This window comes from Bradyrhizobium sp. CCBAU 53351, assembly GCF_015291745.1.
GTDB lineage: Bacteria > Pseudomonadota > Alphaproteobacteria > Rhizobiales > Xanthobacteraceae > Bradyrhizobium.
The window spans coordinates 846,209-867,424 of sequence record NZ_CP030059.1 but is presented as its reverse complement, the minus strand read 5'-3'; the positions used below and the strand labels follow the sequence as shown (position 1 = coordinate 867,424).

General features: G+C 65.2%; 19 protein-coding genes. 13 read left to right on the top strand and 6 right to left on the bottom strand.

Annotated elements, in window-relative coordinates; translation table 11 throughout:
• Positions 1–12: 12 nt before the first annotated feature.
• The 6 genes from XH83_RS04085 (at position 13) to XH83_RS04060 (ending at position 5,963) form a co-directional block, all read left to right on the top strand.
• Positions 13–1,575 (top strand): ABC transporter substrate-binding protein, encoded by a 1,563-nt coding sequence (locus XH83_RS04085; RefSeq protein WP_194405800.1) that lies wholly within the window; start codon positions 13–15, stop codon positions 1,573–1,575.
• Positions 1,576–1,784: 209 nt separating this feature from the next.
• The gene (locus tag XH83_RS04080) at positions 1,785–2,756 is read left to right on the top strand and encodes an ABC transporter permease (protein ID WP_194405799.1); all 972 of its coding nucleotides are present in this window, start codon (positions 1,785–1,787) and stop codon (positions 2,754–2,756) included.
• A complete protein-coding gene (locus XH83_RS04075) occupies positions 2,753–3,592 on the top strand; it encodes an ABC transporter permease (RefSeq protein WP_194405798.1) in 840 nt (279 codons plus the stop codon). The genes XH83_RS04080 and XH83_RS04075 overlap by 4 nt, the downstream gene beginning before the upstream one ends.
• Complete coding sequence (locus XH83_RS04070; RefSeq protein WP_194405797.1) at positions 3,593–5,215, top strand: ABC transporter ATP-binding protein; 1,623 nt, start codon at positions 3,593–3,595, stop codon at positions 5,213–5,215.
• 368 nt (positions 5,216–5,583) lie between these two features.
• A complete protein-coding gene (locus XH83_RS04065) occupies positions 5,584–5,757 on the top strand; it encodes a hypothetical protein (RefSeq protein ID WP_194405796.1) in 174 nt (57 codons plus the stop codon).
• The gene (locus XH83_RS04060; protein WP_194405795.1) at positions 5,754–5,963 is read left to right on the top strand and encodes a hypothetical protein; all 210 of its coding nucleotides are present in this window, start codon (positions 5,754–5,756) and stop codon (positions 5,961–5,963) included. Before XH83_RS04065 ends, XH83_RS04060 begins: the two co-directional genes overlap by 4 nt.
• Positions 5,964–6,013: 50 nt before the next feature.
• Here the strand turns inward: XH83_RS04060 and XH83_RS04055 are convergent, their stop codons facing one another.
• Together XH83_RS04055 and XH83_RS04050 are read right to left on the bottom strand one after the other, a co-directional pair.
• Positions 6,014–6,298: a hypothetical protein gene (locus XH83_RS04055; protein WP_194405794.1), complete on the bottom strand. Its 285-nt coding sequence runs from the start codon at positions 6,296–6,298 to the stop codon at positions 6,014–6,016.
• A 40-nt stretch (positions 6,299–6,338) separates the two neighbouring features.
• The gene (locus XH83_RS04050; RefSeq protein ID WP_246776412.1) at positions 6,339–7,085 is read right to left on the bottom strand and encodes a helix-turn-helix transcriptional regulator; all 747 of its coding nucleotides are present in this window, start codon (positions 7,083–7,085) and stop codon (positions 6,339–6,341) included.
• 131 nt (positions 7,086–7,216) lie between these two features.
• Between XH83_RS04050 and XH83_RS04045 the strand changes: the two genes are divergently transcribed.
• From XH83_RS04045 to XH83_RS04015, 7 genes are all read left to right on the top strand, one after another.
• Positions 7,217–7,621, top strand: coding sequence for a RidA family protein (locus XH83_RS04045; RefSeq protein ID WP_194405792.1), 405 nt, complete (start codon positions 7,217–7,219; stop codon positions 7,619–7,621).
• Between the two features lie 81 nt (positions 7,622–7,702).
• Positions 7,703–8,023 carry a hypothetical protein gene (locus XH83_RS04040; protein ID WP_194405791.1) on the top strand — a complete coding sequence of 107 codons (321 nt, stop codon included), beginning with the start codon at positions 7,703–7,705 and terminating at the stop codon, positions 8,021–8,023.
• Positions 8,024–8,247: 224 nt separating this feature from the next.
• Positions 8,248–8,973 (top strand): outer membrane protein, encoded by a 726-nt coding sequence (locus XH83_RS04035; protein ID WP_194405790.1) that lies wholly within the window; start codon positions 8,248–8,250, stop codon positions 8,971–8,973.
• 165 nt (positions 8,974–9,138) lie between these two features.
• Positions 9,139–11,292 (top strand): methyl-accepting chemotaxis protein, encoded by a 2,154-nt coding sequence (locus XH83_RS04030; RefSeq protein WP_194405789.1) that lies wholly within the window; start codon positions 9,139–9,141, stop codon positions 11,290–11,292.
• A 141-nt stretch (positions 11,293–11,433) separates the two neighbouring features.
• The gene (locus tag XH83_RS04025; RefSeq protein ID WP_194405788.1) at positions 11,434–12,507 is read left to right on the top strand and encodes an MBL fold metallo-hydrolase; all 1,074 of its coding nucleotides are present in this window, start codon (positions 11,434–11,436) and stop codon (positions 12,505–12,507) included.
• Positions 12,508–12,808: 301 nt separating this feature from the next.
• The gene (gene hemA, locus XH83_RS04020; RefSeq protein WP_194405787.1) at positions 12,809–14,038 is read left to right on the top strand and encodes a 5-aminolevulinate synthase; all 1,230 of its coding nucleotides are present in this window, start codon (positions 12,809–12,811) and stop codon (positions 14,036–14,038) included.
• Positions 14,039–14,383: 345 nt separating this feature from the next.
• On the top strand, positions 14,384–17,893 hold the full coding sequence (locus XH83_RS04015) for a PAS domain-containing hybrid sensor histidine kinase/response regulator (RefSeq protein WP_194405786.1): 3,510 nt from the start codon (positions 14,384–14,386) through the stop codon (positions 17,891–17,893).
• 113 nt (positions 17,894–18,006) lie between these two features.
• On the opposite strand, the gene XH83_RS04010 is transcribed toward XH83_RS04015, so the two are convergent.
• The 4 genes from XH83_RS04010 to XH83_RS03995 all read right to left on the bottom strand — a co-directional run bounded on the left by XH83_RS04010 (position 18,007) and on the right by XH83_RS03995 (position 21,051).
• Positions 18,007–18,675 (bottom strand): hypothetical protein, encoded by a 669-nt coding sequence (locus tag XH83_RS04010; RefSeq protein ID WP_194405785.1) that lies wholly within the window; start codon positions 18,673–18,675, stop codon positions 18,007–18,009.
• A 261-nt stretch (positions 18,676–18,936) separates the two neighbouring features.
• Positions 18,937–19,497: a cytochrome P460 family protein gene (locus XH83_RS04005; protein ID WP_194405784.1), complete on the bottom strand. Its 561-nt coding sequence runs from the start codon at positions 19,495–19,497 to the stop codon at positions 18,937–18,939.
• A gap of 69 nt (positions 19,498–19,566) precedes the next feature.
• Positions 19,567–20,598 (bottom strand): alpha/beta fold hydrolase, encoded by a 1,032-nt coding sequence (locus XH83_RS04000; protein WP_194405783.1) that lies wholly within the window; start codon positions 20,596–20,598, stop codon positions 19,567–19,569.
• Positions 20,599–20,631: 33 nt separating this feature from the next.
• Positions 20,632–21,051, bottom strand: a complete 420-nt coding sequence (locus XH83_RS03995; RefSeq protein ID WP_194408156.1) for an organic hydroperoxide resistance protein — start codon at positions 21,049–21,051, stop codon at positions 20,632–20,634.
• Between the last annotated feature and the right edge of the window lie 165 nt (positions 21,052–21,216).

Sequence of the window (21,216 nt, the reverse complement as noted above, 5' to 3'; positions counted from 1 at the left end):
GAAAGATACGACATGCCGAAACGAGTGTTGCTTGGTCTCCTCCTGGCTTGCGGCCTTGCGGCCCCGGCATTTGAGCCAGTTCTTGCGCAAGAGCCGAAAACGGGGGGAACGGTCAATGCCGTGATCCAGCCCGAGCCGCCCGGCCTGATGCTGGCACTGGTGCAGAACGGCCCGACCCAGATGGTGTCGGGCAACATCTTCGAGGGGCTGCTGCGCTACAGCCCCAAGCTCGAACCCCAGCCGGAGCTCGCCGAGAGCTGGAGCGTCAGCGAGGACGCCAAGACCTACACCTTCAAGCTCCGGAAGGGCGTGACCTGGCACGACGGCAAGCCTTTCACCGCTGCGGACGTCTTGTTCTCCATCGAGATGCTGAAGCAGACCCATGCGCGCGCCCGCAACAACCTCGCCCAGGTCGACAAGGTCGAAGCACCCGACGATTACACCGTGGTGTTCACGCTGAAGCAGCCGTTCGGCCCGTTCCTCGGCATCTTCGAGGTCGGCTCGATGCCGATGGTGCCGAAGCATCTCTATGAAGGCACCGACTGGAAGACCAATCCCTACAACAACGCCCCTGTGGGCACCGGCCCCTTCATGTTCAAGGAATGGCAGAAGGGCTCGTTCATCCGCCTGGCGAAAAACCCGAACTATTACGAGAAGGGCAAGCCCTATCTCGACGAGATCTACTGGCAGATCATTCCCGACGCCGCGGCGCGCTCGGTGGCGTATGAAACGGGCAAGGTCGACGTGCTGCCCGGCGGCTCGGTCGAGAATTTCGACGTGCCACGGCTGTCCAAGCTGAAGGACACCTGCGTCACCGGCGCCGGCTGGGAGTTCTTCTCGCCGCTGGCCTGGCTGTGGCTCAACAACCGCCAGGGTCCGCTCGCCGACAAGCGGGTGCGGCAGGCGATCATGTACGCGATCGACCGCGACTTCGCCAGGGACGTGATCTGGAACGGGCTCGGCAAGGTCGCGACCGGGCCGTCCGCCTCGACCATCAAATATTACACCGACGACGTGAAGAAATATCCGTACGACCCGGCCAAGGCCAAGGCGCTGCTGAAGGAAGCCGGCTACAAGGGCGAGAAGATCCGTCTGCTGCCGCTCGCCTATGGCGAGACCTGGCAGCGCTGGGGTGAAGCCGTGAAGCAGAACCTCCAGGACGTCGGCATGACCATCGAGACCATCGCCACCGACGTCGCCGGCGGCAACCAGAAGATCGGCGATTGGGACTACGACATCGCCTTCACCTATCTCTACCAGTACGGCGATCCCGCGCTCGGGGTGGGACGCAACTACGTCTCCAGCGCCATCGCCAAGGGTCAGGTGTTCAACAACGTCGAGGGCTACTCGAACCCGGAGATCGACAAGCTGTTCGCCGACGGCGCGGTCGCCACACCGGACTCCAAACGCAAGGAGATCTACAAGCAGGCGCAGAAGATCCTGGTCGAGGACGTGCCGGTGGCCTGGATGCTCGAGCTGCAATTTCCGACCATCACGCGCTGCAAGGTCAAGAACCTGATCACCACGGGGATCGGGGTCAACGACGGCTTCAAGGACGCATGGCTCGACAAGTGAGGGCCTCTTCCTTCACCTCTCCCCGCTCGCGGGGAGAGGTCGAATGTGCGCATGGCGCACATTCGGGTGAGGGGGAGTCCGCGCGAATCCAACTGCTGATACGCTCGCGGAGAGTCCCCCCTCCCCCCGACCCTCTCCCCGCAAGAGCGGGGCGAGGGAGCGCACCGTCTCCGTGGCTAAAGGTCACCTTACCAAGATGACTGTCTAGAATGCTCTCCTTCATCTCCCAACGAATCGTGAAGGGCGTGATCGTCCTGCTTGCGATCGTCGTCCTCAACTTCTTCCTGATCCGGCTTGCGCCCGGCGATCCCGCGGTGGTGATGGCGGGCGAGGCCGGCGCCAGCGATCAGGTCTTCGTCCAACAGCTCCGGGAAAAGTTCGGCCTCGACAAGCCGCTGCCGGAGCAGCTCTTCATCTACGTCAAGGGCGTGGTCACCCTCGACCTCGGCTTCTCCTTCCGCCAGCAGGCACCGGTCGCAAAACTGATCGGCGAACGGCTGCCGGCAACGCTGCTGCTGACGCTGACCGCGTTCGCGATCTCGCTGATGCTCGGCATTCTCTTCGGCACCTTCGCCGCGCGCTTCGCCGGGACCTTTCTCGACACCGCCATCACGGTCTTTGCGCTGATCTTCTACGCCATGCCGCTGTTCTGGGTGGCGTTGATGGGCATTTTGCTGTTCTCGGTCACCATGGATTGGCTGCCGAGCTTCGGCTACGAGACGGTCGGCGCCAACCTCACCGGCCTTTCCCACGTCGTCGACGTCGCAAAGCACCTGATCATGCCGGCGATGACGCTCGGCCTGTTTTTCATGGCGACCTACACCCGCATGACGCGCGCCTCGATGCTGGAGGTGAAGCGGCTCGACTTCGTCAAGACCGCGCGCGCAAAGGGCCTCTCCGACGCCGTGATCCAGCGCCGCCACGTGCTCCGCAATGCGCTGCTGCCGGTCGTGACGCTGGCCGGCGTGCATTCCGGCACGCTGATCGGCGGCGCCGTCATCACCGAGACCGTGTTCGCCTGGCCCGGCATCGGACGGCTGATGTACGACGCGCTCTTGCAGCGCGACTACAATCTGCTGCTCGGCGTCTTCGTGATCTGCTCCGCCATGGTGCTGATCTTCAATCTCATCACCGACCTCGTCTATCGCCTGGTCGATCCGCGCATCGAATTCGCCTCATGAAACAGTTCTGGACATCGATGCTCAAGAGCCCGAGCGGCGTCATCGGGCTCATCATTCTGCTGCTTGCCATCTCGGTCGCGGTATTCGGACCGATGCTGTTCCCGAACTCGCCCTGGCGCATGGTGCAGCGGCCGTTCCTGCCGCCGTTCACACTGTCGACCGTGCCGCTCGGCACCGACGCGCTCGGCCGCGACGTGTTCGCCGGCATGATCTTCGGCGCCCGCGTCTCGCTCCTGGTCGGCCTCGTCTCGACACTGGTCGCACTTGTCGTCGGCATCCCCATTGGCGCCATGGCCGGCTATTTCGGCGGCAGGGTCGACGATGCCCTGATGCGCTTCACCGAATTCTTCCAGACCATCCCGAGCTTCGCGCTCGCGATCGTTCTGGTCGCAATCCTGCAGCCTTCGATCTATTCGATCGTGACGTCGATCGCGCTGGTAAGCTGGCCGCCGGTCGCCCGCCTCGTGCGCGGCGAGGTGCTGTCGCTGCGCACGCGCGAATACGTCCAGGCCGCAATCGTCACCGGGCAAAGCAACAGCTGGATCATCCTGCGCGAGATCCTGCCCAACGCGCTGTCGCCGGTGATCGTGCTGGCCTCGCTGATGGTGGCGACCGCGATCCTGCTGGAATCCTCGCTGTCCTTCCTCGGCCTCGGCGATCCCAATCTGATCTCCTGGGGCTACATGGTCGGCGCCGGCCGCACCGTGATCCGCCAGGCCTGGTGGATCACGGTGTTTCCAGGCGTCGCCATCCTGATCTCCGTGCTCGGGCTGAACCTGATCGGCGAAGGCCTCAACGACGCGCTCAATCCGCGCCTGTCGCGGGAGGGCCGCTAGATGACGACCGCCCCGCCCGCCGTCTCCATCAAGAACCTCAGGATCGCGCTGCCCAAGGGTGCCGAACGTCCCTTCGCCGTCGACGGCGTCTCGCTGGACTTGCATCCCGGCAAGATCGTTTGCGTCGTCGGCGAGTCCGGCTCCGGCAAGTCGATGTGCGCCCATGCGCTGATGGGTCTGTTGCCCGATACGGTGGCTGTCGCCTCCGGCGAGATCCAGTTCGAAGGCCGCGACCTTCTCAAGCTCGATGACGACGGCTGGCGCGATCTGCGCGGACGCCGGCTCGCGATGATTTTTCAGGAGCCGATGACCGCGCTCAATCCGTTGATGCGGATCGGCGACCAGATGGCGGAGATGTTCGAGGCGCACGGCCTGCTGACGCCGAAGGAGCGGCGCGCCAAGGCGCTGGCGCTGGCCCGGGAGGTCGGCCTGCCCGACCCTGAAAGGATCGTGCGCGCCTATCCGCACCAGCTCTCCGGCGGCCAGCGCCAGCGCGCCATGATCGCGATGGCGCTCGCGCTCGAGCCCGCGGTGCTGGTTGCGGACGAGCCGACCACCGCGCTGGACGTCACCACGCAGGCGCAGATCCTCAAGCTGATCCGCAACCTCCAGCAGAGCCGCAACATGGCGGTGATGTTCATCACCCACGATTTCGGCGTGGTCGCCGACATCGCCGACCAGGTCGTGGTGCTCCGCCACGGCAAGGTCGTGGAGGAAGGCCCGGCCGCGACCGTCTTCAGCGAGCCGCAGCACGACTACACCAAGGCGCTGCTCGCAGCCGTCCCCTCCATGGATCCGCCGGCGCGCAGCCCCCTCGACAACCAGGCCAGGGCGGTCGAGGTGATCGGGCTTGACAAAACCTATGTGACATCGGGCGGCTGGTTTCGCGAGGACCGCCGCGTCGATGCCGCGCGCGCGGTCAATTTCAGCATCCTCAAGGGCGAGACGCTCGGCCTTGTCGGCGAATCCGGCTCCGGGAAATCATCGGTGGCACGCCTCGTGATGCGGCTGATCGAGGCCGACCGCGGCACGGTGCGGATCGGCGAGACCGATCTCACCTCGCTCGCTGGCAAGGCGTTGCGCGCCGAGCGCCATCGCATCCAGATGATCTTCCAGGATCCGTTCGCCTCGCTCAATCCGCGCCGCAAGATCGGTCACATCATCGCCGCCGGCCCGATCGCGGCCGGCGTCGATCCGAAGGTCGCCTTCGATCGTGCCCGTGATCTCCTCAAGATGGTCGGCCTCGATGCCGGTTCACTCGAACGCTATCCGCATGAATTCTCCGGCGGCCAGCGCCAGCGGATCGGCATTGCGCGCGCACTGGCGCTCGAGCCGGAGATCATCGTCGCGGACGAAGCCGTCTCCGCGCTCGACGTCTCCGTGCAGGCGCAGGTCTTGCGGCTGCTCGAAGACCTCAAGGCACGCCTCGGCCTCTCGATGCTGTTCATCACCCACGACTTGCGCGTCGCCGCCCAAATCTGCGATCGGATCGCGGTGATGCAGCGCGGCGCTATTGTCGAATTGAAGCCGACGGCACAGCTCTTCGCCGCGCCGGAGCACGCCTATACGCGCGAGCTGCTGGCCGCCGTGCCGGGACGAAAGGAACGCGCGCCGGCGGCGTGAGCCGGCGCCCGCGTCGATCACCGAACTTCGCGATGGTTCCAAAAACTTGGATGTCCCAAGACGTGAAACATATTCGGTCCAGCGGCATTTGCTTTCCGGAATGATCCCTTGCTGATGACGGCATGGAGTAAAGCTGACACCAGCGTTCGTCGCCCGGCTCCGCGCCTTGCAACGAATATGAAGTGGCGAGCGGCTTCTCAACTCGGCGCACGAGGGCGTCGGATAAGTTGAGACGTCCGGGCGCGCTCACGCGTTTTTTATAGTGACGTGATCGGTCACCCCCGTTTCAAGAGCGGGGTGGCAGTCATAAGTCATGATGGAATGATCCACGTCATCTGATGACGGATGCCAATTGATACGGAGCCAACATGGGCGAAATCATTCGATTTGTCTCGAAGTCCGAGCGCGAGCGGATGCGTCTCATCCAGGAAGCGCGCGCCATCTACGACAGCATCTTCCCTTCGGCTGATCCCTCCGGCGAAGGTCAGGATAAGACGCCGCTTGGCCGGGCGTTCGTCGGCGACGGGAGCACCCGGTCGTGATCAAGATCATCGCGGTGCTTTGCAGTCTCGCCTCTCCGACCAATTGTCACGAGCAGATCGTCACCACCTCGGATTTCGCCGAGGTCTCGGTGCAGTCCTGCCTGATGGGCGCGCCGCAGCTCGCCGACTGGATGAGCCAGCATCCGGCCGAGCGACTGGCAGCCTGGCGCTGCGTGATCGGAAACCAGGCTCGCAGGGGAATCTAACTATCGCGCCTTGTATCGCACCTTGCCGGCACACACTGGCCTGCATCGCTCTAGCGGGTGGTGTTGCTCCAGGTCGGAACGGAATTGGTCACGCCGACCGAGGGCCAATTGTATGATCCGACCGAGGGCGCCGTGACCGTGCCAACTGACGGTCCCGACGAGCCATAGGACGCCCTCGGCTGCGCCGCCGGCGATGCCGCGCCGCCATAGTTCGGGGCAACCACGCCGGTGCTGGAATGTCGGCTCGATCGCTGCTTCTTCGCCTCAGCCGTGAAGGGCGTGAGGAGCAGTCCGGCAGAGATGAGTGCGGCGATGGCGAATCTGATGCCTTTCATGGCTGATCCCTCGGTCTCAGGGGCCCCTTGTGCCATCTGTTCATTCCGCGGACGATGTCCATAGGCACAAGTTCATAACTCCGTGCGCGCGCAAATGTGCCGGAGCGCGGCCACCGCTCAGATCGATGCCGAATGTCTTGCGCAAACCGATCTGGCCGGCCGGCGTGACGCGCACGATTCGGCTGTCGCGGTCCCGCCTCAGCCAGCCGCGCTCCAGGCAGCAACGGTGTATCTCCGCGCCGACGTGACCGGCGAGGTGATGGCGGCGCTCGCTCCAGTCGAGGCAGGGACGGCAGAAGATTCGCCGGCCTCCGGATTTCGGCCCCAGCGCCGCGCCGAATGCGGAGAGGAAGTTGATCCCCGATGCCGTTACCTCGCCGCCGTCACCCGCGAGGACAATGTGCCCTTCGGCAACGAGAGCATCTGCGATCGCGACGCCCAGTTGGCCAGCCAGATGGTCATAGCAGGTGCGCGCGAAGCGGAGCCGGTCATCGCCGATCGAGCGCGGTTGGTGACGTTGCGGAACCTCGATCGCGGCGACTGCCTTGATGCCTTCCAGCATTCCGGCAATCAGCGGCGAGGCAATGCGGTAATAGCGGTTGCGCCGCTTCTGCGTCACGTCGAGCAACCGCGCGCGGACCAGCTTGCCGAGGTGTCCGCTCGCGGTCGATCTCGATATCCGCGCACGAGAGGCGAGCTCGCTTGCGGTCAGCGCCTGTCCACCCATCAGCGCCGCCAGCATCGTGGCCCGCCCGGTGTCGCCCACCAGCGCCGCCACCTCGACCATGTTTGCCGCTGCGACCATGGACAAACCGTATCGCGACCGCCTAGGCACGGCAACGGCAATGGTTTGGCGGCGGCCGAACCATTGGATCTGAGGGCGCTCTACCATGGCCTCCGCAACCCGGGAGGAGCCATATGAAGAGGATCCGCGTGGAGCCGATATCGACCTATCTGGAGCGTCGCCGCAAAGGCCCGATCTATCCGGTCGTGATAGCCGAGGGCCTGGTCTATCTGTCCGGCTTGCCACCGTTCGATCCTGACACGGGCGACGTCAGGCCGTTGCCATTCGAGCGACAGGCCGAGATCGTGCTGAACCAGATGCAGCTCTGCCTGCAAGCGGCAGGATCGTCGCTGGCCGAGGTGATCAAGTGCAACGTCTATTGCACGCCAGATCTCGCGCATTTCGCCGCGTTCAACGAGGTCTATGCCCGCTACTTCCGGGACGAGACGCCTGCGCGCATCTTCGTGCACGTCCCATCATGGCCCGGGCCGTTCGACGTCGAGGTCGATTGCATCGCGCTGGCAGGGCGCGGTGGATGAGACTGCCGCGACGGCCCGCCTTCGGATGGACCCGAATCAGCGCTAGTGCATTGCCTCATCGACTTCGCGCATTGAGGCGACATGACTGGTCCCGAACTGAAGCAGCTCCGTGTCGACCTCTCCGATGCCCTCGAGCGACAGCTCACCGCGGCCGACATGGCAAAGCTCTGCGGATTGCCGGAGAAGGGCGGCGCCGACACCATCCGGCGCTGGGAAGTCAGCGGACCCTCGCCATCCGCGACCAAGGTGCTGCGCGTGCTCGCGATGGCGAGCGAGCGCTATCCGATCCTCGAGAAGTTCGACATCTTCGATCGCCATGACGTGCGCGAGGAAGACCGTCCCGCAAAGCGCGCGGCGTTCCGCGCGCAGATGCGGGATGAGGCCCGCCGGCGTCTTGGTTAACGAAGGACGCACGCAGCTTACCGGAACGCTATGAATTTAAGCCTTTCTTCAGCATTTCTTAAGCTGGCATTAAGCACGAAAACCATTTGCAGCCCAATAAGTTAGGTTGGGCCTCGCTGTGCCATGCATGTGACAGCATTTTCGTCAAAAGCGAGCTATCTGCAAAACCAACGCGGCGCGGAAAGCGCGCCTGCCGGGGACATTGAGTGCTGGAGTTCAAGACGATGAAGAAGATTCTGTTTGCGACGGTTGCGCTGCTCGTGGTGGGCGTGGCTGCACCGGCCGTCGGTGCCGATCTCGGCAACCGCAACTATTACAAGGCGCCCGCGCCGGCCTATGCCGCGCCGATCTACAACTGGACCGGTTTCTACATCGGTGGCCATGTCGGCGGCGCGTTCTCCAGCGACAACAATTTCAACGGCCTCTCCACCGGCAACAACGGCAACGGCCGTTTCCTCGGCGGCGTGCAGGTCGGCGGGGACTGGCAGTTCCATCCGAACTTCCTGGTCGGCGTCGAGGGCCAGTATTCCTGGCTCTCCGGCAGCGTCGGCGCGGTGTTTCCGGGCGGAATCGCCTACACCAACGACCAGCGCGGTCTCGGCTCGATCACCGGCCGCGTCGGCTACACCTGGGGTCCCGGCCTCGTCTACGTGAAGGGCGGTTACGCCTATTCCGACAACAACGAGAAGGTGACCGTCGGCGGCGTGCCGACCGCCTTCGTCATCACGGGCGATCACCGCAACGGCTACACCGTCGGTGCCGGCCTCGAATACATGTTCGCCCCGAACTGGTCGGCCAAGGCCGAGTACCAGTATTACAATTTCGGCGACGCGAGCTTCACCGGCGGTCCGCTGGTGGGCACCGGCAAGTTCACCACCGACGACCACACCATCAAGGCGGGCGTCAACTACCGCTTCAACTGGGCCAGCACGGGCGGCGCGCGCTACTGATCGGTTACCGCAACTTTACCATGACACAGGGCCGGCGATCTCGCCGGCCCTTCTTTTTTCGCTCTGCGGAACGCGCACAACCGTTTGCGGAGATTGCGATTTTTTAACCGGCCGCGCCGATACTGCCGGCCACAAAGAGAAGCAAGAATGCTGGGGGAATTTTCGATGGCTATCCGTCTGGGCGTTGGCCGTTTGCTTGGTCGATTCAAGCCGCGATTCAAAATGCCGACATGGGGCGTGCGTGGCAGCCTGTTTACGGCCTTCGCGGTGATCGCGGGCATGGGCCTCGTGATCGCAGCCGGCGCTGGCCTCGCGCTGCAGAATCTTGGAACTCGCATGACGGAGCTGAGCGGACGGGACATTCCGCGCCTTGCCGCCAGCCTGCAATTGTCGGCGCTGAGCGCGAGCCTCGCGGCCCAGGGACCGGCGCTGCTCGCGGCGCAAAGCGAGGACGCGCTCAACGAGCGTACCAAGAAGCTCAAGGAGCTGCAGGAGCAGACGCAGCAGAAGCTCACCGAGATCATCCAGCTCGGCGGCGACAAGACCGTCGTGTCCGGCCTCAGCGAGACGATGAAGAGCATCAACGAGGCGGCGCAGAGCCTGGCCAAGGCCGCCCGCGAACGGCTGGACATCGCCGCCCTGCACGACAAGCAATATGACGCGCTACGCACCGCGCAGGGCGCCTTCGTCGGCGCGGCCAGCCCGGCAATGCTCGACGCTCAGACCCGGGTCAACGCCATTCTCGGCTCGGCCGACCTGTCCGCCGCGGATGCTTCCGACGCGGCGCAGACCGTCGGTCAGCTCGGCAACGTCGTCGCCAGCGGCAATCTCGCTGCCGCCGACATGAGCGCGGCGCTGTCGGCCAACACCAGCGACAAGCTCGACGACATCCAGAAGGAATTCAAGACGGCCCAGGGCCGCCTGCGATCCAACCTCGATCTGTTGCCGGACAATCAGGGCAACAAGATGCTGCGCGACACCGCGGAGAAGCTGCTGGCGCTCGGCACCGGCAAGACCGGCGTGTTCAATCTGCGCGAGAAGGAGCTCGACGCCGCCGATTACGGCCAGACCATCCTGGACGAGACCCGCAAGCTCAATGTCGGCCTCGGCATCAGCGTGCAGCAGCTCGTCGACGGCGTGCAGAAGGAGACCAACGCCTCGACCTCCCAGGCGCAGCAGGAGACCTCGCTCGCGACGACCGTGATGCTGGCGCTCGGCGCCTTGATGCTGGTTGGCTCGGCGCTGTTCGTCTGGCTCTATGTCGGCCGCAACATCCTGCGCCGCATCCGCGAGCTTCAGCGCGCCATGCAGCTGCTGTCGGCCGGCGACCTCGACACCGAGATCGTGCGTTCCCGCCAGAACGACGAGATCGGCGTGATGAAGGAAACGCTGACCGTGTTCCGTGACAGCATGATCGAAGCCCGGGCGCTCGCCGGCGAGCAGGAAAAGGACCGTATCGCCAAGGCCGAGCGTGCCGCGCGCATGGAAGCGAAGATCGCCGAGTTCGAGAACACGGTGCGCTCCGCGCTCGACAATCTGGCGCAGTCGGCCAATTCGATGCAGTCGACCGCACAGAGCATGTCGACCACCGCAGACCAGTCCAACGCGCTCGTCAACGCCGTCGCCTCCGCCGCCGAGGAGACCTCGGTCAACGTGCAAACCGTGTCGTCGGGCACCGAGCAGCTGTCGTCCTCGATCGAGGAGATCAGCAAGCAGGTCGTGACCTCGGCCGCGATCGCCAAGAAGGCGGTCGACGAAGCCGGCGCGACCGACGCCACGGTGCAGAGCCTCGCCGACAGCGCGAGCCGCATCAGCGTCGTGGTCGATCTGATCCAGACCATCGCCTCGCAGACCAATCTGCTCGCGCTCAACGCCACCATCGAGGCGGCGCGCGCGGGCGAGGCCGGCCGCGGCTTCGCGGTGGTTGCCTCCGAGGTGAAGAGCCTCGCGAGCCAGACCGCCAAGGCGACGGAGGAAATCCGCAGCCAGATCGCCAGCATGCAGAACATCACGACGTCGGCGGTCGGCGCCATCCAGGGCATCGGCCGGATCATCGGCGAGATCGACAACGTGACTACGACGATCGCGGCCGCCGTCGAGGAGCAGGGCGCGGCCACGCGCGAGATCGCCCGCAACATCCAGCATGCGGCCGGCGGCACCAGCGAGGTCTCCAGCAACATCGTCGGCGTCTCCACTGCCTCGGCCGAAGCCGGCGCCGCCGCGAACGAGGTGCTGGGCGCCTCCGACGCGCTGCGCCGCGAGGCCGACATGCTGCGCGGTGAGATCGACGCGTTCCTCAACAACATGCGGGCGGCGTAAGCCGCCGGCATTTCCGTCGCCAGGATGGCGCTGCGCTCCATCCGGGCTACGGAAAAATGCTCCGGTATGACCGCCATGCGGAGACCACGGCCCGCCCTTTTTCGGCTGGCGCGGCGCCCGCGGCGGGTTTAAGCCGGTAGCATGAACGCAAAAACCGACATTGCGCAGTCCTCGGCACAGTCCTCGGCCGAGGCCCTGCGCTATCCCTGGGACCAGCACCCCGGCCACGACGAGATCGTCGAGGTCCGGCCCGGCGTGTTGTGGGCGCGGCTCAAGCTGCCGTTCCGCCTCAACCACGTGAACATCTACCTGCTCGCCGACGGCGACGGCTATGCGATGATCGATGCCGGCTTCGGCAACGAGGAGACCATCGAGGCCTGGACCAAGCTGTTCGAGGGGCCGCTGAAGGGCGTCACCATCACGCGCCTGATCGTCACCCACTCGCATCCCGATCATGTCGGCCTCGCCGGCTGGATCGTCGAGCGGTTCAACTGCCCGCTGGTGATGTCGCAGGTCGAATATCTGCAATCGGTCTATCACCAGAACCGCGGCACCGAGGAGCGGCGCGAGGCGCAGCGGCTGTTCTTCCGCCGCCACGGCATGGACGAGTCGCTCACCGAAAAGCTGCTGGGCCGCGGCCAGGATTATCTCAAGCGCGTCTCGGTGCTGCCGCCCTCCTACCGTCGCATCTCCCATGGCGAGGACGTCGTGATCGGCACGCGCCGCTTCAGGGTAATCACCGGCGGCGGCCACGCGCTCGACCAGGTGATGCTGTATTGCGCCGACGACAAGCTGTTCCTTTCCGCCGACCAGGTGCTGAGCAAGATCTCGCCCAATGTCAGCGTCTGGGCGGTCGAGCCCGACCAGAACTCGCTCGGCGAATATCTGGCCTCGCTCGCCAGCCTCACCACGACGCTGCCCTATGACGTGCTGGTGCTGCCCGGCCACGGCGTGCCGTTCTCCGGATTGAAGACCCGCATCAAGCAGCTCGCCGACCACCATGAGGAGCGCTGCCGCCTGATCGCGGAAGCCTGCCGCGAGGTGCCGCAGACTTCGCGCGCCCTGGTGCCCGTGGTGTTCAACAAGCACGTGCTCGACGAACACCAGATGGGCTTTGCCGCCGGCGAGCTCGTCGCCCACGTCAATTACATGATCGTCGAGGGCCGGCTGACGGCCGAGACGAAGGACGGCGTGCTGCAATTCCGGACGACGTGAGCGCTGTCTTCATCTCGCCCCGCTTGCGGGCGCGACCGGCCCGGCCGTCATGGACGGAGCGCGGTCCTTGGACAAAATGTCCAAGCCGGATGCAACGGTCCCGTACTGTCCCGGGAGCCATGGTCCGCGCCGGCGGGCGACTGTTAGGCGTTTGATCCACATCAACTATCGCCCGCGAGACGGCGCTATCAATATACCCGCGCGCCTCGCACCAAATGTGTGCTGGCGCATAGACATGAGAGCTGGAAAAGCTCTAAAAACGAGTGGCCGCCGTGGCCGGGTTCCGTTGCAGGTTTTGCCGATGGATTACAATCAGTTCTTCGATTCCGCCCTCGATCGTCTCCACGCCGAGCGGCGTTACCGCGTGTTCGCAGACCTCGAGCGCACGGCCGGCCGATTCCCGCACGCGGTCTGGCACTCGCCCAAGGGCAAGCGCGACGTTGTGATCTGGTGCTCCAACGACTATCTCGGCATGGGCCAGCACCCCAAGGTGGTCGGTGCCATGGTCGAGACCGCGACGCGCGTCGGCACCGGTGCCGGCGGCACCCGCAACATCGCCGGCACGCATCATCCGCTCGTCCAGCTCGAGGCCGAGCTCGCCGATCTCCACGGCAAGGAAGCCGCGCTGCTGTTCACCTCGGGCTATGTCTCGAACCAGACCGGCATCCCGACCATCGCAAAGCTCATTCCGAACTGTCTCATCCTCTCGGACGAGCTCAACCACAATTCCATGATCGAGGGCATCCGCCAGTCGGGCTGCGAGCGGGTCGTGTTCCGCCACAACGATCTGGCGCATCTCGAGGAGCTGCTGAAGGCGGCCGATCCGAACCGGCCGAAGCTGATCGTCTGCGAGAGCCTCTATTCCATGGACGGCGACGTCGCCCCGCTCGCCAAGATCTGCGATCTCGCCGAGAAGTACAAAGCGATGACCTATGTCGACGAGGTCCACGCGGTCGGCATGTACGGCCCGCGCGGCGGCGGCATCGCCGAGCGTGACGGCGTCATGCACCGCATCGACGTTCTCGAAGGCACCCTCGCCAAGGCGTTCGGCTGCCTCGGCGGCTACATCGCCGCCAATGGCCAGATCATCGATGCCGTGCGCTCCTATGCGCCGGGCTTCATCTTCACCACCGCGCTGCCGCCGGCGATCTGCTCGGCCGCGACCGCCGCGATCAAGCATCTGAAGACCTCGAACTGGGAGCGCGAGCGCCACCAGGACCGCGCCGCCCGCGTCAAGGCGATCCTCAACGCCGCCGGCCTGCCGGTGATGTCGAGCGACACCCACATCGTGCCGCTGTTCGTCGGCGATCCCGAGAAGTGCAAGCAGGCGTCCGACCTGCTGCTCGAGGAGCACGGCATCTACATCCAGCCGATCAACTATCCGACCGTTGCCAAGGGCAGCGAGCGGCTGCGCATCACGCCGTCGCCCTATCACGACGACGGCCTGATCGATCAGCTCGCCGAGGCCCTGCTGCAGGTCTGGGACCGTCTCGGCCTGCCGCTGCGCGCGAAGTCGCTGGCGGCGGAGTAGGCTCTTTCTTACCCTCCCCTTGGAGGTCCGGGACGAGCGTAGCTCGCCCGTGGGTCGGCCCACATTGAGCGCAGCGAAAATGTGAGACGGGGTGGGCTGACGGCGTTTCCTCATCCAACAGTGCCCGAGTGGATAGATCACCCCACGCCGCTCGCGCTTCGCGCGATCGACCCTCCCCCTCCAGGGGAGGGTAAGTCCCGGCGTCCGCGCTCCGGACCTTAACGACATCCCCAGTTCCCGCCCTCACCCGGCATTTCGCTGTCGCCTCGCCCCGCCCAACGCGCTAGATTTACAGGGAAAATGAGCTTGGGCGCCGCCGGTGCCCTTTCGAGAAGCGCGTTTCCCATGCTGCACGACTGGGGCGTGATTGCCGCCGCCTTCGGCTATATCGGCTTTCTGTTTCTGGTAGCGAGCCATGGCGACCGCCGCTCGCCGGCCGGGCCCGGCCGTGCCTCCGGGTGGATCTATCCGCTGTCGCTGGCGATCTACTGCACCTCCTGGACCTTCTTCGGCTCGGTCGGCTTTGCCACCCGCACATCGACCGACTTCCTCGCCATCTATGTCGGCCCGATCCTGATGATCGGCCTCGGCGCAGGCGTCCTGCGCCGCGTGATCCAGCTCGCGAAGGCCCACAACATCACCTCGATCGCCGACTTCATCGGCGCGCGCTACGGCAAGAGCCAGGCGGTGGCCGCGACCGTCGCGCTGATCGCGATCATCGGCTCGGTGCCCTACATCGCGCTTCAGCTCAAGGCGGTGGCGTCCTCGCTGCAGACGATCCTGAGCGAAGACCAGGCCTTCTCCCACATCCCGATCGTCGGTGACATGGCGCTGATGGTGACGCTGGCAATGGCAGCCTTTGCCGTGCTGTTCGGCACCCGGCAGACCGACGCGACCGAGCATCAGCACGGCCTGATGCTGGCGGTCGCCACCGAATCCACCATCAAGCTGGTCGCCTTCCTCACCGTCGGCATCTTCGTCACCTTCTGGATGTTCTCGCCGCACGAATTGATCGAGCGTGCGATGAAGACGCCGGAGGCGGTGCGCGCCATCGATTACACCCCGTCGATCGGCAACTTCCTGACCATGACGCTGTTGTCGCTGTGCGCGATCATGCTGCTGCCGCGCCAGTTCCACGTCAGCGTGGTCGAGAATTCCTCGGATGCCGAGGTCAGCCGCGCGCGCTGGCTGTTCCCGCTCTACCTCGTCGCCATCAATCTGTTCGTGATCCCGATTGCGCTCGCCGGTCTCGTCAGCTTCCCCTTTGGCGCGGTCGATCCGGACATGTACGTGCTGGCGCTGCCGATGGAGGGCGGTGCGGGACTGCTCAGCGTTGCTGTCTTCGTGGGTGGCCTCTCGGCGGCCACGGCTATGGTGATCGTGGAATGCGTCGCGCTGTCCATCATGGTCTCGAACGACCTCGTGGTGCCCCTGGTGCTGCAGCGGCGGCCCGAGGGGCGCACCGGCGGCGCGGATTTCAGCGACTTCCTGCTGCGCTCGCGGCGACTCGCGATCTTCGCCATCATGGTGATGGCCTATTTCTACTATCGCGCGCTCGGCAATACCCAGCTCGCCGCGATCGGCCTGCTCTCCTTTGCGGCCATCGCCCAGCTGGCCCCGAGCTTCTTCGGCGGATTGCTCTGGCGGCGCGCCACCGCGCGCGGCGCGATCGGCGGCATGCTGGTCGGCTTCGCGGTGTGGCTCTACACGCTGTTCATGCCGAGCTTCATGGATTCCTCGACGTCGGGCATCCTGCTGCTCCAGCACGGCCCGTTCGGCATCGAGGCGCTGCGGCCGCAGGCGCTGTTCGGCGCCGATCTGCCCCCGCTGATGCACGGCGTGATCTGGTCGCTGTCGCTCAACATCCTGACCTATGTGCTGCTGTCGCTGGCGCGAAGGCCCTCGTCGATCGAGCTGTTGCAGGCCGATCTGTTCGTCCCCAACACGCTCGCGCCGATCTCCCCGGGTTTCCGCCGCTGGCGCACCACCGTCACAGTGCAGGACATCCAGACTACGGTGGCGCAATATCTCGGCCCCGACCGCGCGCGGCACTCCTTCGAGGCCTTCTCCGCGCGGCGCAACGTCCGGCTGGAGCCCGGCGCCCCCGCTGATTTCGAGCTGTTGCAGCACGCCGAGCACCTGATCGCCTCCTCGATTGGAGCGGCCTCCTCCCGCCTCGTGATGTCGCTCCTGCTGCGCAAGCGGACGGTGTCGGCAAAAGCCGCGCTAAAACTGCTCGACGATTCGCACGCGGCGCTGCATTTCAACCGCGAGATCCTCCAGACCGCGCTCAACCACGTGCGCCAGGGCATCGCGGTGTTCGATGCCGATTTGCAGCTGATCTGCTCCAACCGGCAGTTCGGCGATCTCCTCAACGTGCCCCCGCACATCGTCCAGTTCGGCACGCCCTTGCGCGAGATCCTGGAATTCATGGGGGTGAGCGATCCGGACCATCAGGCCGACCGTGAGGCGATGATCGAGCAGCGGCTCATAGCCTACACCACCGACAGCGAGCCGTATCTCGAACGCCTGCCGGAACGCCACATGGTGATCGAGGTGCTCACCAACCGCATGCCCGGCGGCGGCTTCGTTATAACCTTCACCGACGTCACGCCCAGCTTCGAAGCGGCGGAAGCGCTGGAGCGCGCCAACGCGACGCTGGAAAAACGCGTGCGCGACCGCACCGAGGAGCTGACGCGGCTGAACTCCGAGCTGGCCCTGGCCAAGAGCACGGCGGAGGACGCCAGCATCTCCAAGACCCGCTTCCTCGCCGCCGCCAGCCACGACATTCTGCAGCCGCTGAACGCCGCGCGGCTCTATGTCACGAGCCTGGTCGAGCGCCAGCACAGCGGCGAGGAGACGCGGCTGGTCGAGAACATCGACGAATCGCTGCAGGCGATCGAAGAGATCCTCGGCGCGCTCTTGGACATCTCGCGGCTGGACGCCGGCGCGATGACGACCTCGATCTCGAGCTTCAAGATGGCCGATCTGATGCGCTCGCTGGAGATCGAGTTCGCGCCGATCGCGCGCGCCAAGGGCCTGGAGCTCGCCTTCGTGCCCTGCTCGCTGCCGGTCGAGTCGGATCGGCTGCTGCTGCGCCGCCTGCTGCAGAATTTGATCTCGAACGCAATCAAATACACCCCGCGCGGCCGCGTGCTGGTCGGCTGTCGCCGCCAGGGCCCGTCGCTCAAGATCTGCGTCTACGACACCGGCGTCGGCATCCCCCAGGTCAAGCGCGGCGAGATCTTCAAGGAATTCCATCGCCTCGAGCAGGGCGCGCGGATCGCGCGCGGGCTGGGGCTCGGCCTCTCCATCGTCGAACGGCTCGCGCGGGTGCTCAAGCACGGCATCGCCATCGACGGCAACAAAAGCGGCGGCTCGGTGTTCTCCGTGACGGTGCCGACCGCCAAGGCGATCACCCACACCGCCGCCGTGACCAGCGCGACGCCGCTGGCGCGCACACCGATCTCGGGCGCCCTGATCGTCTGCATCGAGAATGACGCGGCGATCCTCGACGGCATGCGCACGCTGCTGAAAGCATGGGATGCCGAGGTGATCGCGGTCGCCGATCCCGAAGGCGCGATCGCCGCGATCGAGACCGCCGGCCGCCGCGTCACCGGCCTTTTGGTCGATTATCATCTCGACCGCGGCAACGGCATCGCCGCGATCCGCGAGATCCGCCGGCGTTTCGGCGACGGCATTCCCGCGATCCTGATCACCGCCGACCGCAGCCCCGCCGTGCAGGTCGCGGCGCGGGACGAAAACGTCGCGGTGCTGAACAAGCCGGTCAAGCCGGCCTCGCTGCGCGCGCTCCTTGGCCAGTGGCGCACGCAGCAGATGGTGGCGGCGGAGTGAGGGGCGCGGCCGGTCAATAGCGGCAACTGCATCGAATGAGGCCCGCGCCTCGCGACGACGTACGATTGCCCCTTTGTCTGCTTCAGCTTCCGGGAAGTCGCCTGGCCGCCACTTCAATTCGTCGTGGTCTTGCCGCCGCGCATGGACACGAGCTTTTCCTCACGAAATCGGAGAATGAGCCATCCGGTTTCATCGAAACCGTCTGCGAGCTTTCCGGCGTGAGAATGCACCATCCGGGCAGCGTCCGACTTCGACGGCGGTCCCAGCGCCCTGACCACCTCCAAACGCGACATCCCTAAATGCAGCCTGCCGTCGAAGACGAGCGGCCCGAACTTTTCCGGGACGATGGCGCAATCGGTCGAAGCCTCGGTGTCCTTCTCGGCGAGCTCTTCGACAATCTCCGTGACGCGATGGTCCGGGCCGCCCATCTCTCCGCTGGACACGACCCATATTCGATGCTGCGCGCGCCGATAACACAGCCAATAGATGCTGTCTCCAGCATCGCCTCGATGTTGGATGGTCCCTTCGCCCACGGTGTCGCGGACCGCGCCGAGCGGCGTCTCCTCGAAGCGGCCGGCGAACGCGCCTAACGAAAAGCGGGTCGCCAATCTCTTCTTGATCGTCGGCGACACGCGCTCCAACGCATGTCCGTCGACTGGCGGCGGTGGTGTCTGCGCAAAGCCGTCATCCGCGGGGATCGCGAAAAGGAGAAGCAGCAGGAGGAGCGTCTTTCGACCATCAGCTCCGAATCGCCTCACATTGGAGATTGAGCGCTTCTGCATGGCTCAATTGCTCATCATTCTGTGCTCAACGCTTTCTTCGCTCGCCGGATCGCTTCTGGCGCGTCGGGACCCCGCGGATCAAGTTTGGAAGCCGCGTCATGATCCGCCCGCGCTTTTTGGAGAAACACTCTTCCGACCCTTGGTCGGGGTCAGAATTCAAATGGTTCATACATCGCCTCGGTCAGCTTCCCCGGGTCAAAACCGGCAAAGCTCCGAGCGCCGGATGATTCCGCTTTGCTCTTGCGCCGGCAGAGGCCCGCTTCAGGGCGCCAGCCGCGTGAAGACGTAATCGCGGCTCTTGGCGCGGGCTTCGTGGCAGCCCCAGCAGGTACGATGCTGGGCTTCGTCAACCGGCTTGCCGTTGACGAAGCGGCCAAAGCCCCAGCCGCCGGTCGCGGCGTACTTCCTGGAATCCTTGACCATCACCTGGACCGTGGTGGCGGCGCCGGGAATCGTCGCTGATGCAAACTCGGGCGACTGTTTCCGTTTCCAGGCGCGCTTGACCAGGATGCTGCCGTCCGGGAACGGAAGTTTACCGGCCTGATAGGCGTCGACTGCGGTCTGGTTGCCGACGACGGCGCGAAGCTCGTCGAGCGGGGCGGCCTCCTCGGCCGGAGCGATCAACTCCCATTGCCTGTAGCCGGGCGGAATGGTGACGCCGAAGATCGGCGAGGCTTCCGTCGAACTCTGCGCGGGCGCCTCGGCAAGGGCGATCGAAATCAGGTAAGGCACAAAGGTCAGGAGAAGGACGAGAACAAGCGCCGCCAGCGTGATCGCCGTGGCATAGGAGCGCTTCTGCGTTTCAGGTTCGCTGGACGTCATGTCATTTCTGCAGGTTGGGGGCGGCACATCCTCGGTCCAGCCACGCCGGACCGAGGATCGCATCAATAATCAGACGCCGTCGGCGTCGATGACGGCCTTGGCGAAGGCTTCTGGCGCCTCTTGCGGCAGATTATGGCCGACGCCGCCGGTGATCAGGCGAAACTCGTACCGGCCCGAGAACTTCTTGGCATAGGCGCTGGGATCGGGATGCGGTGCGCCATTTGCGTCGCCTTCCATGGTGATGGTCGGCACCTCGATGACGGGAGCAGCCGCCAGCTTCCTTTCGAGATGTTCGTATTTCGCTTCGCCCTGGGCGAGCCCGAGCCGCCAGCGGTAATTGTGGATCGTGATCGCGACATGATCCTTGTTGTCCAGCGCCGCCGCGCTGCGGGCGAAGGTGGCGTCGTCGAACTTCCACTGCGGCGAGGCGAGCTTCCAGATCAGCTTGGCGAAATCGTGCGTGTACTTCTCGTATCCGGCGCGGCCGCGCTCGGTCGCGAAATAGAACTGGTACCACCATTGCAGCTCGGCCTGCGGCGGCAGCGGCATGTTGCCGGCGGCCTGGCTGGAGATGAGATAGCCGCTGACCGACACCAGCGCGCGACAGCGCTCCGGCCACAACGCGGCGATGATGTCGGCGGTGCGAGCGCCCCAGTCGAAGCCGGCAACGACCGCCTTCTTGATATCGAGCTTGTCCATCAGCGCGATGATGTCGGCGGCCATCGCCGCGGGCTCACCGTTTCGCGGCGTCTCGCCGGAGAGGAAGTGCGTCGTGCCGTAGCCGCGCAGATGAGGGATGATCACGCGATAGCCGGCCTTCACCAGGATCGGCGCGACGTCGATGAAGGCGTGGATGTCGTAAGGCCAGCCATGCAGCAGGATCGCCACGGGACCGTTCGAAGGTCCGGCCTCGGCATACCCGACATTGAGGACGCCGGCATCGATCTGCTTGATCGCGCCGAATGACGCGGTCGATCCGGATGATCGCGGCGCTTCCGTTTCGGCGCGTGCGAGGTCGATCACGCCGAGGCCGACGGCGACGGTTCCGGCGGCCACGCCGAAAAACTTGCGACGATGCTGGTCGATGATTGGTGGCTTCATGGTCGTACCTCGTGGTGCTTGGTGATCGTTGCGTCAGATCAGCATGACCGTGACGTCGATGTTGCCGCGAACGGCCTTGGAATAGGGACAGGTCTGATGCGCATCATCGACGATGCCGCGCGCGATCTCGGGGTCGAGGCCCGGCAGGCTGACATTGAGGCGTGCCCGGAGCGAATAGGCGCCGTCGTCGAGCACGAGATCGATCTCCGCATCGACAGCGCATTTCCTGGGAAGCTCGAGCTTGCGCTTGCGGGCGGCGATCTCCATCGCGCCCTCGAAGCAGGCCGACCAGCCGGCGGCGAACAATTGCTCGGGATTGGTACCGATGCCGGTGCCATCAGGCGGCGACAGCTTGACGTCCAGGCGGCCGTCAGAGCTGCGCGATATGCCGTCGTGCCGCCCGCCGCTGGTGTGGGTCCTGGCCGTGTAGAGTAACTTCGCCGCCTGCGTCATCATGGTCTCCTCGTCGTCACGCCACTGACTAGCAGCGGCTGCGACGGCACACCCGTTTGGACTTGTGAGAAGTTGTGAGGTCTCGCCTGGCGCCTCACAAAGGCCTGCATCCGCGGTCTGATGCCGATGCAGGAGCGGCCTTGCCGGATCGCGATCATCTGGCTA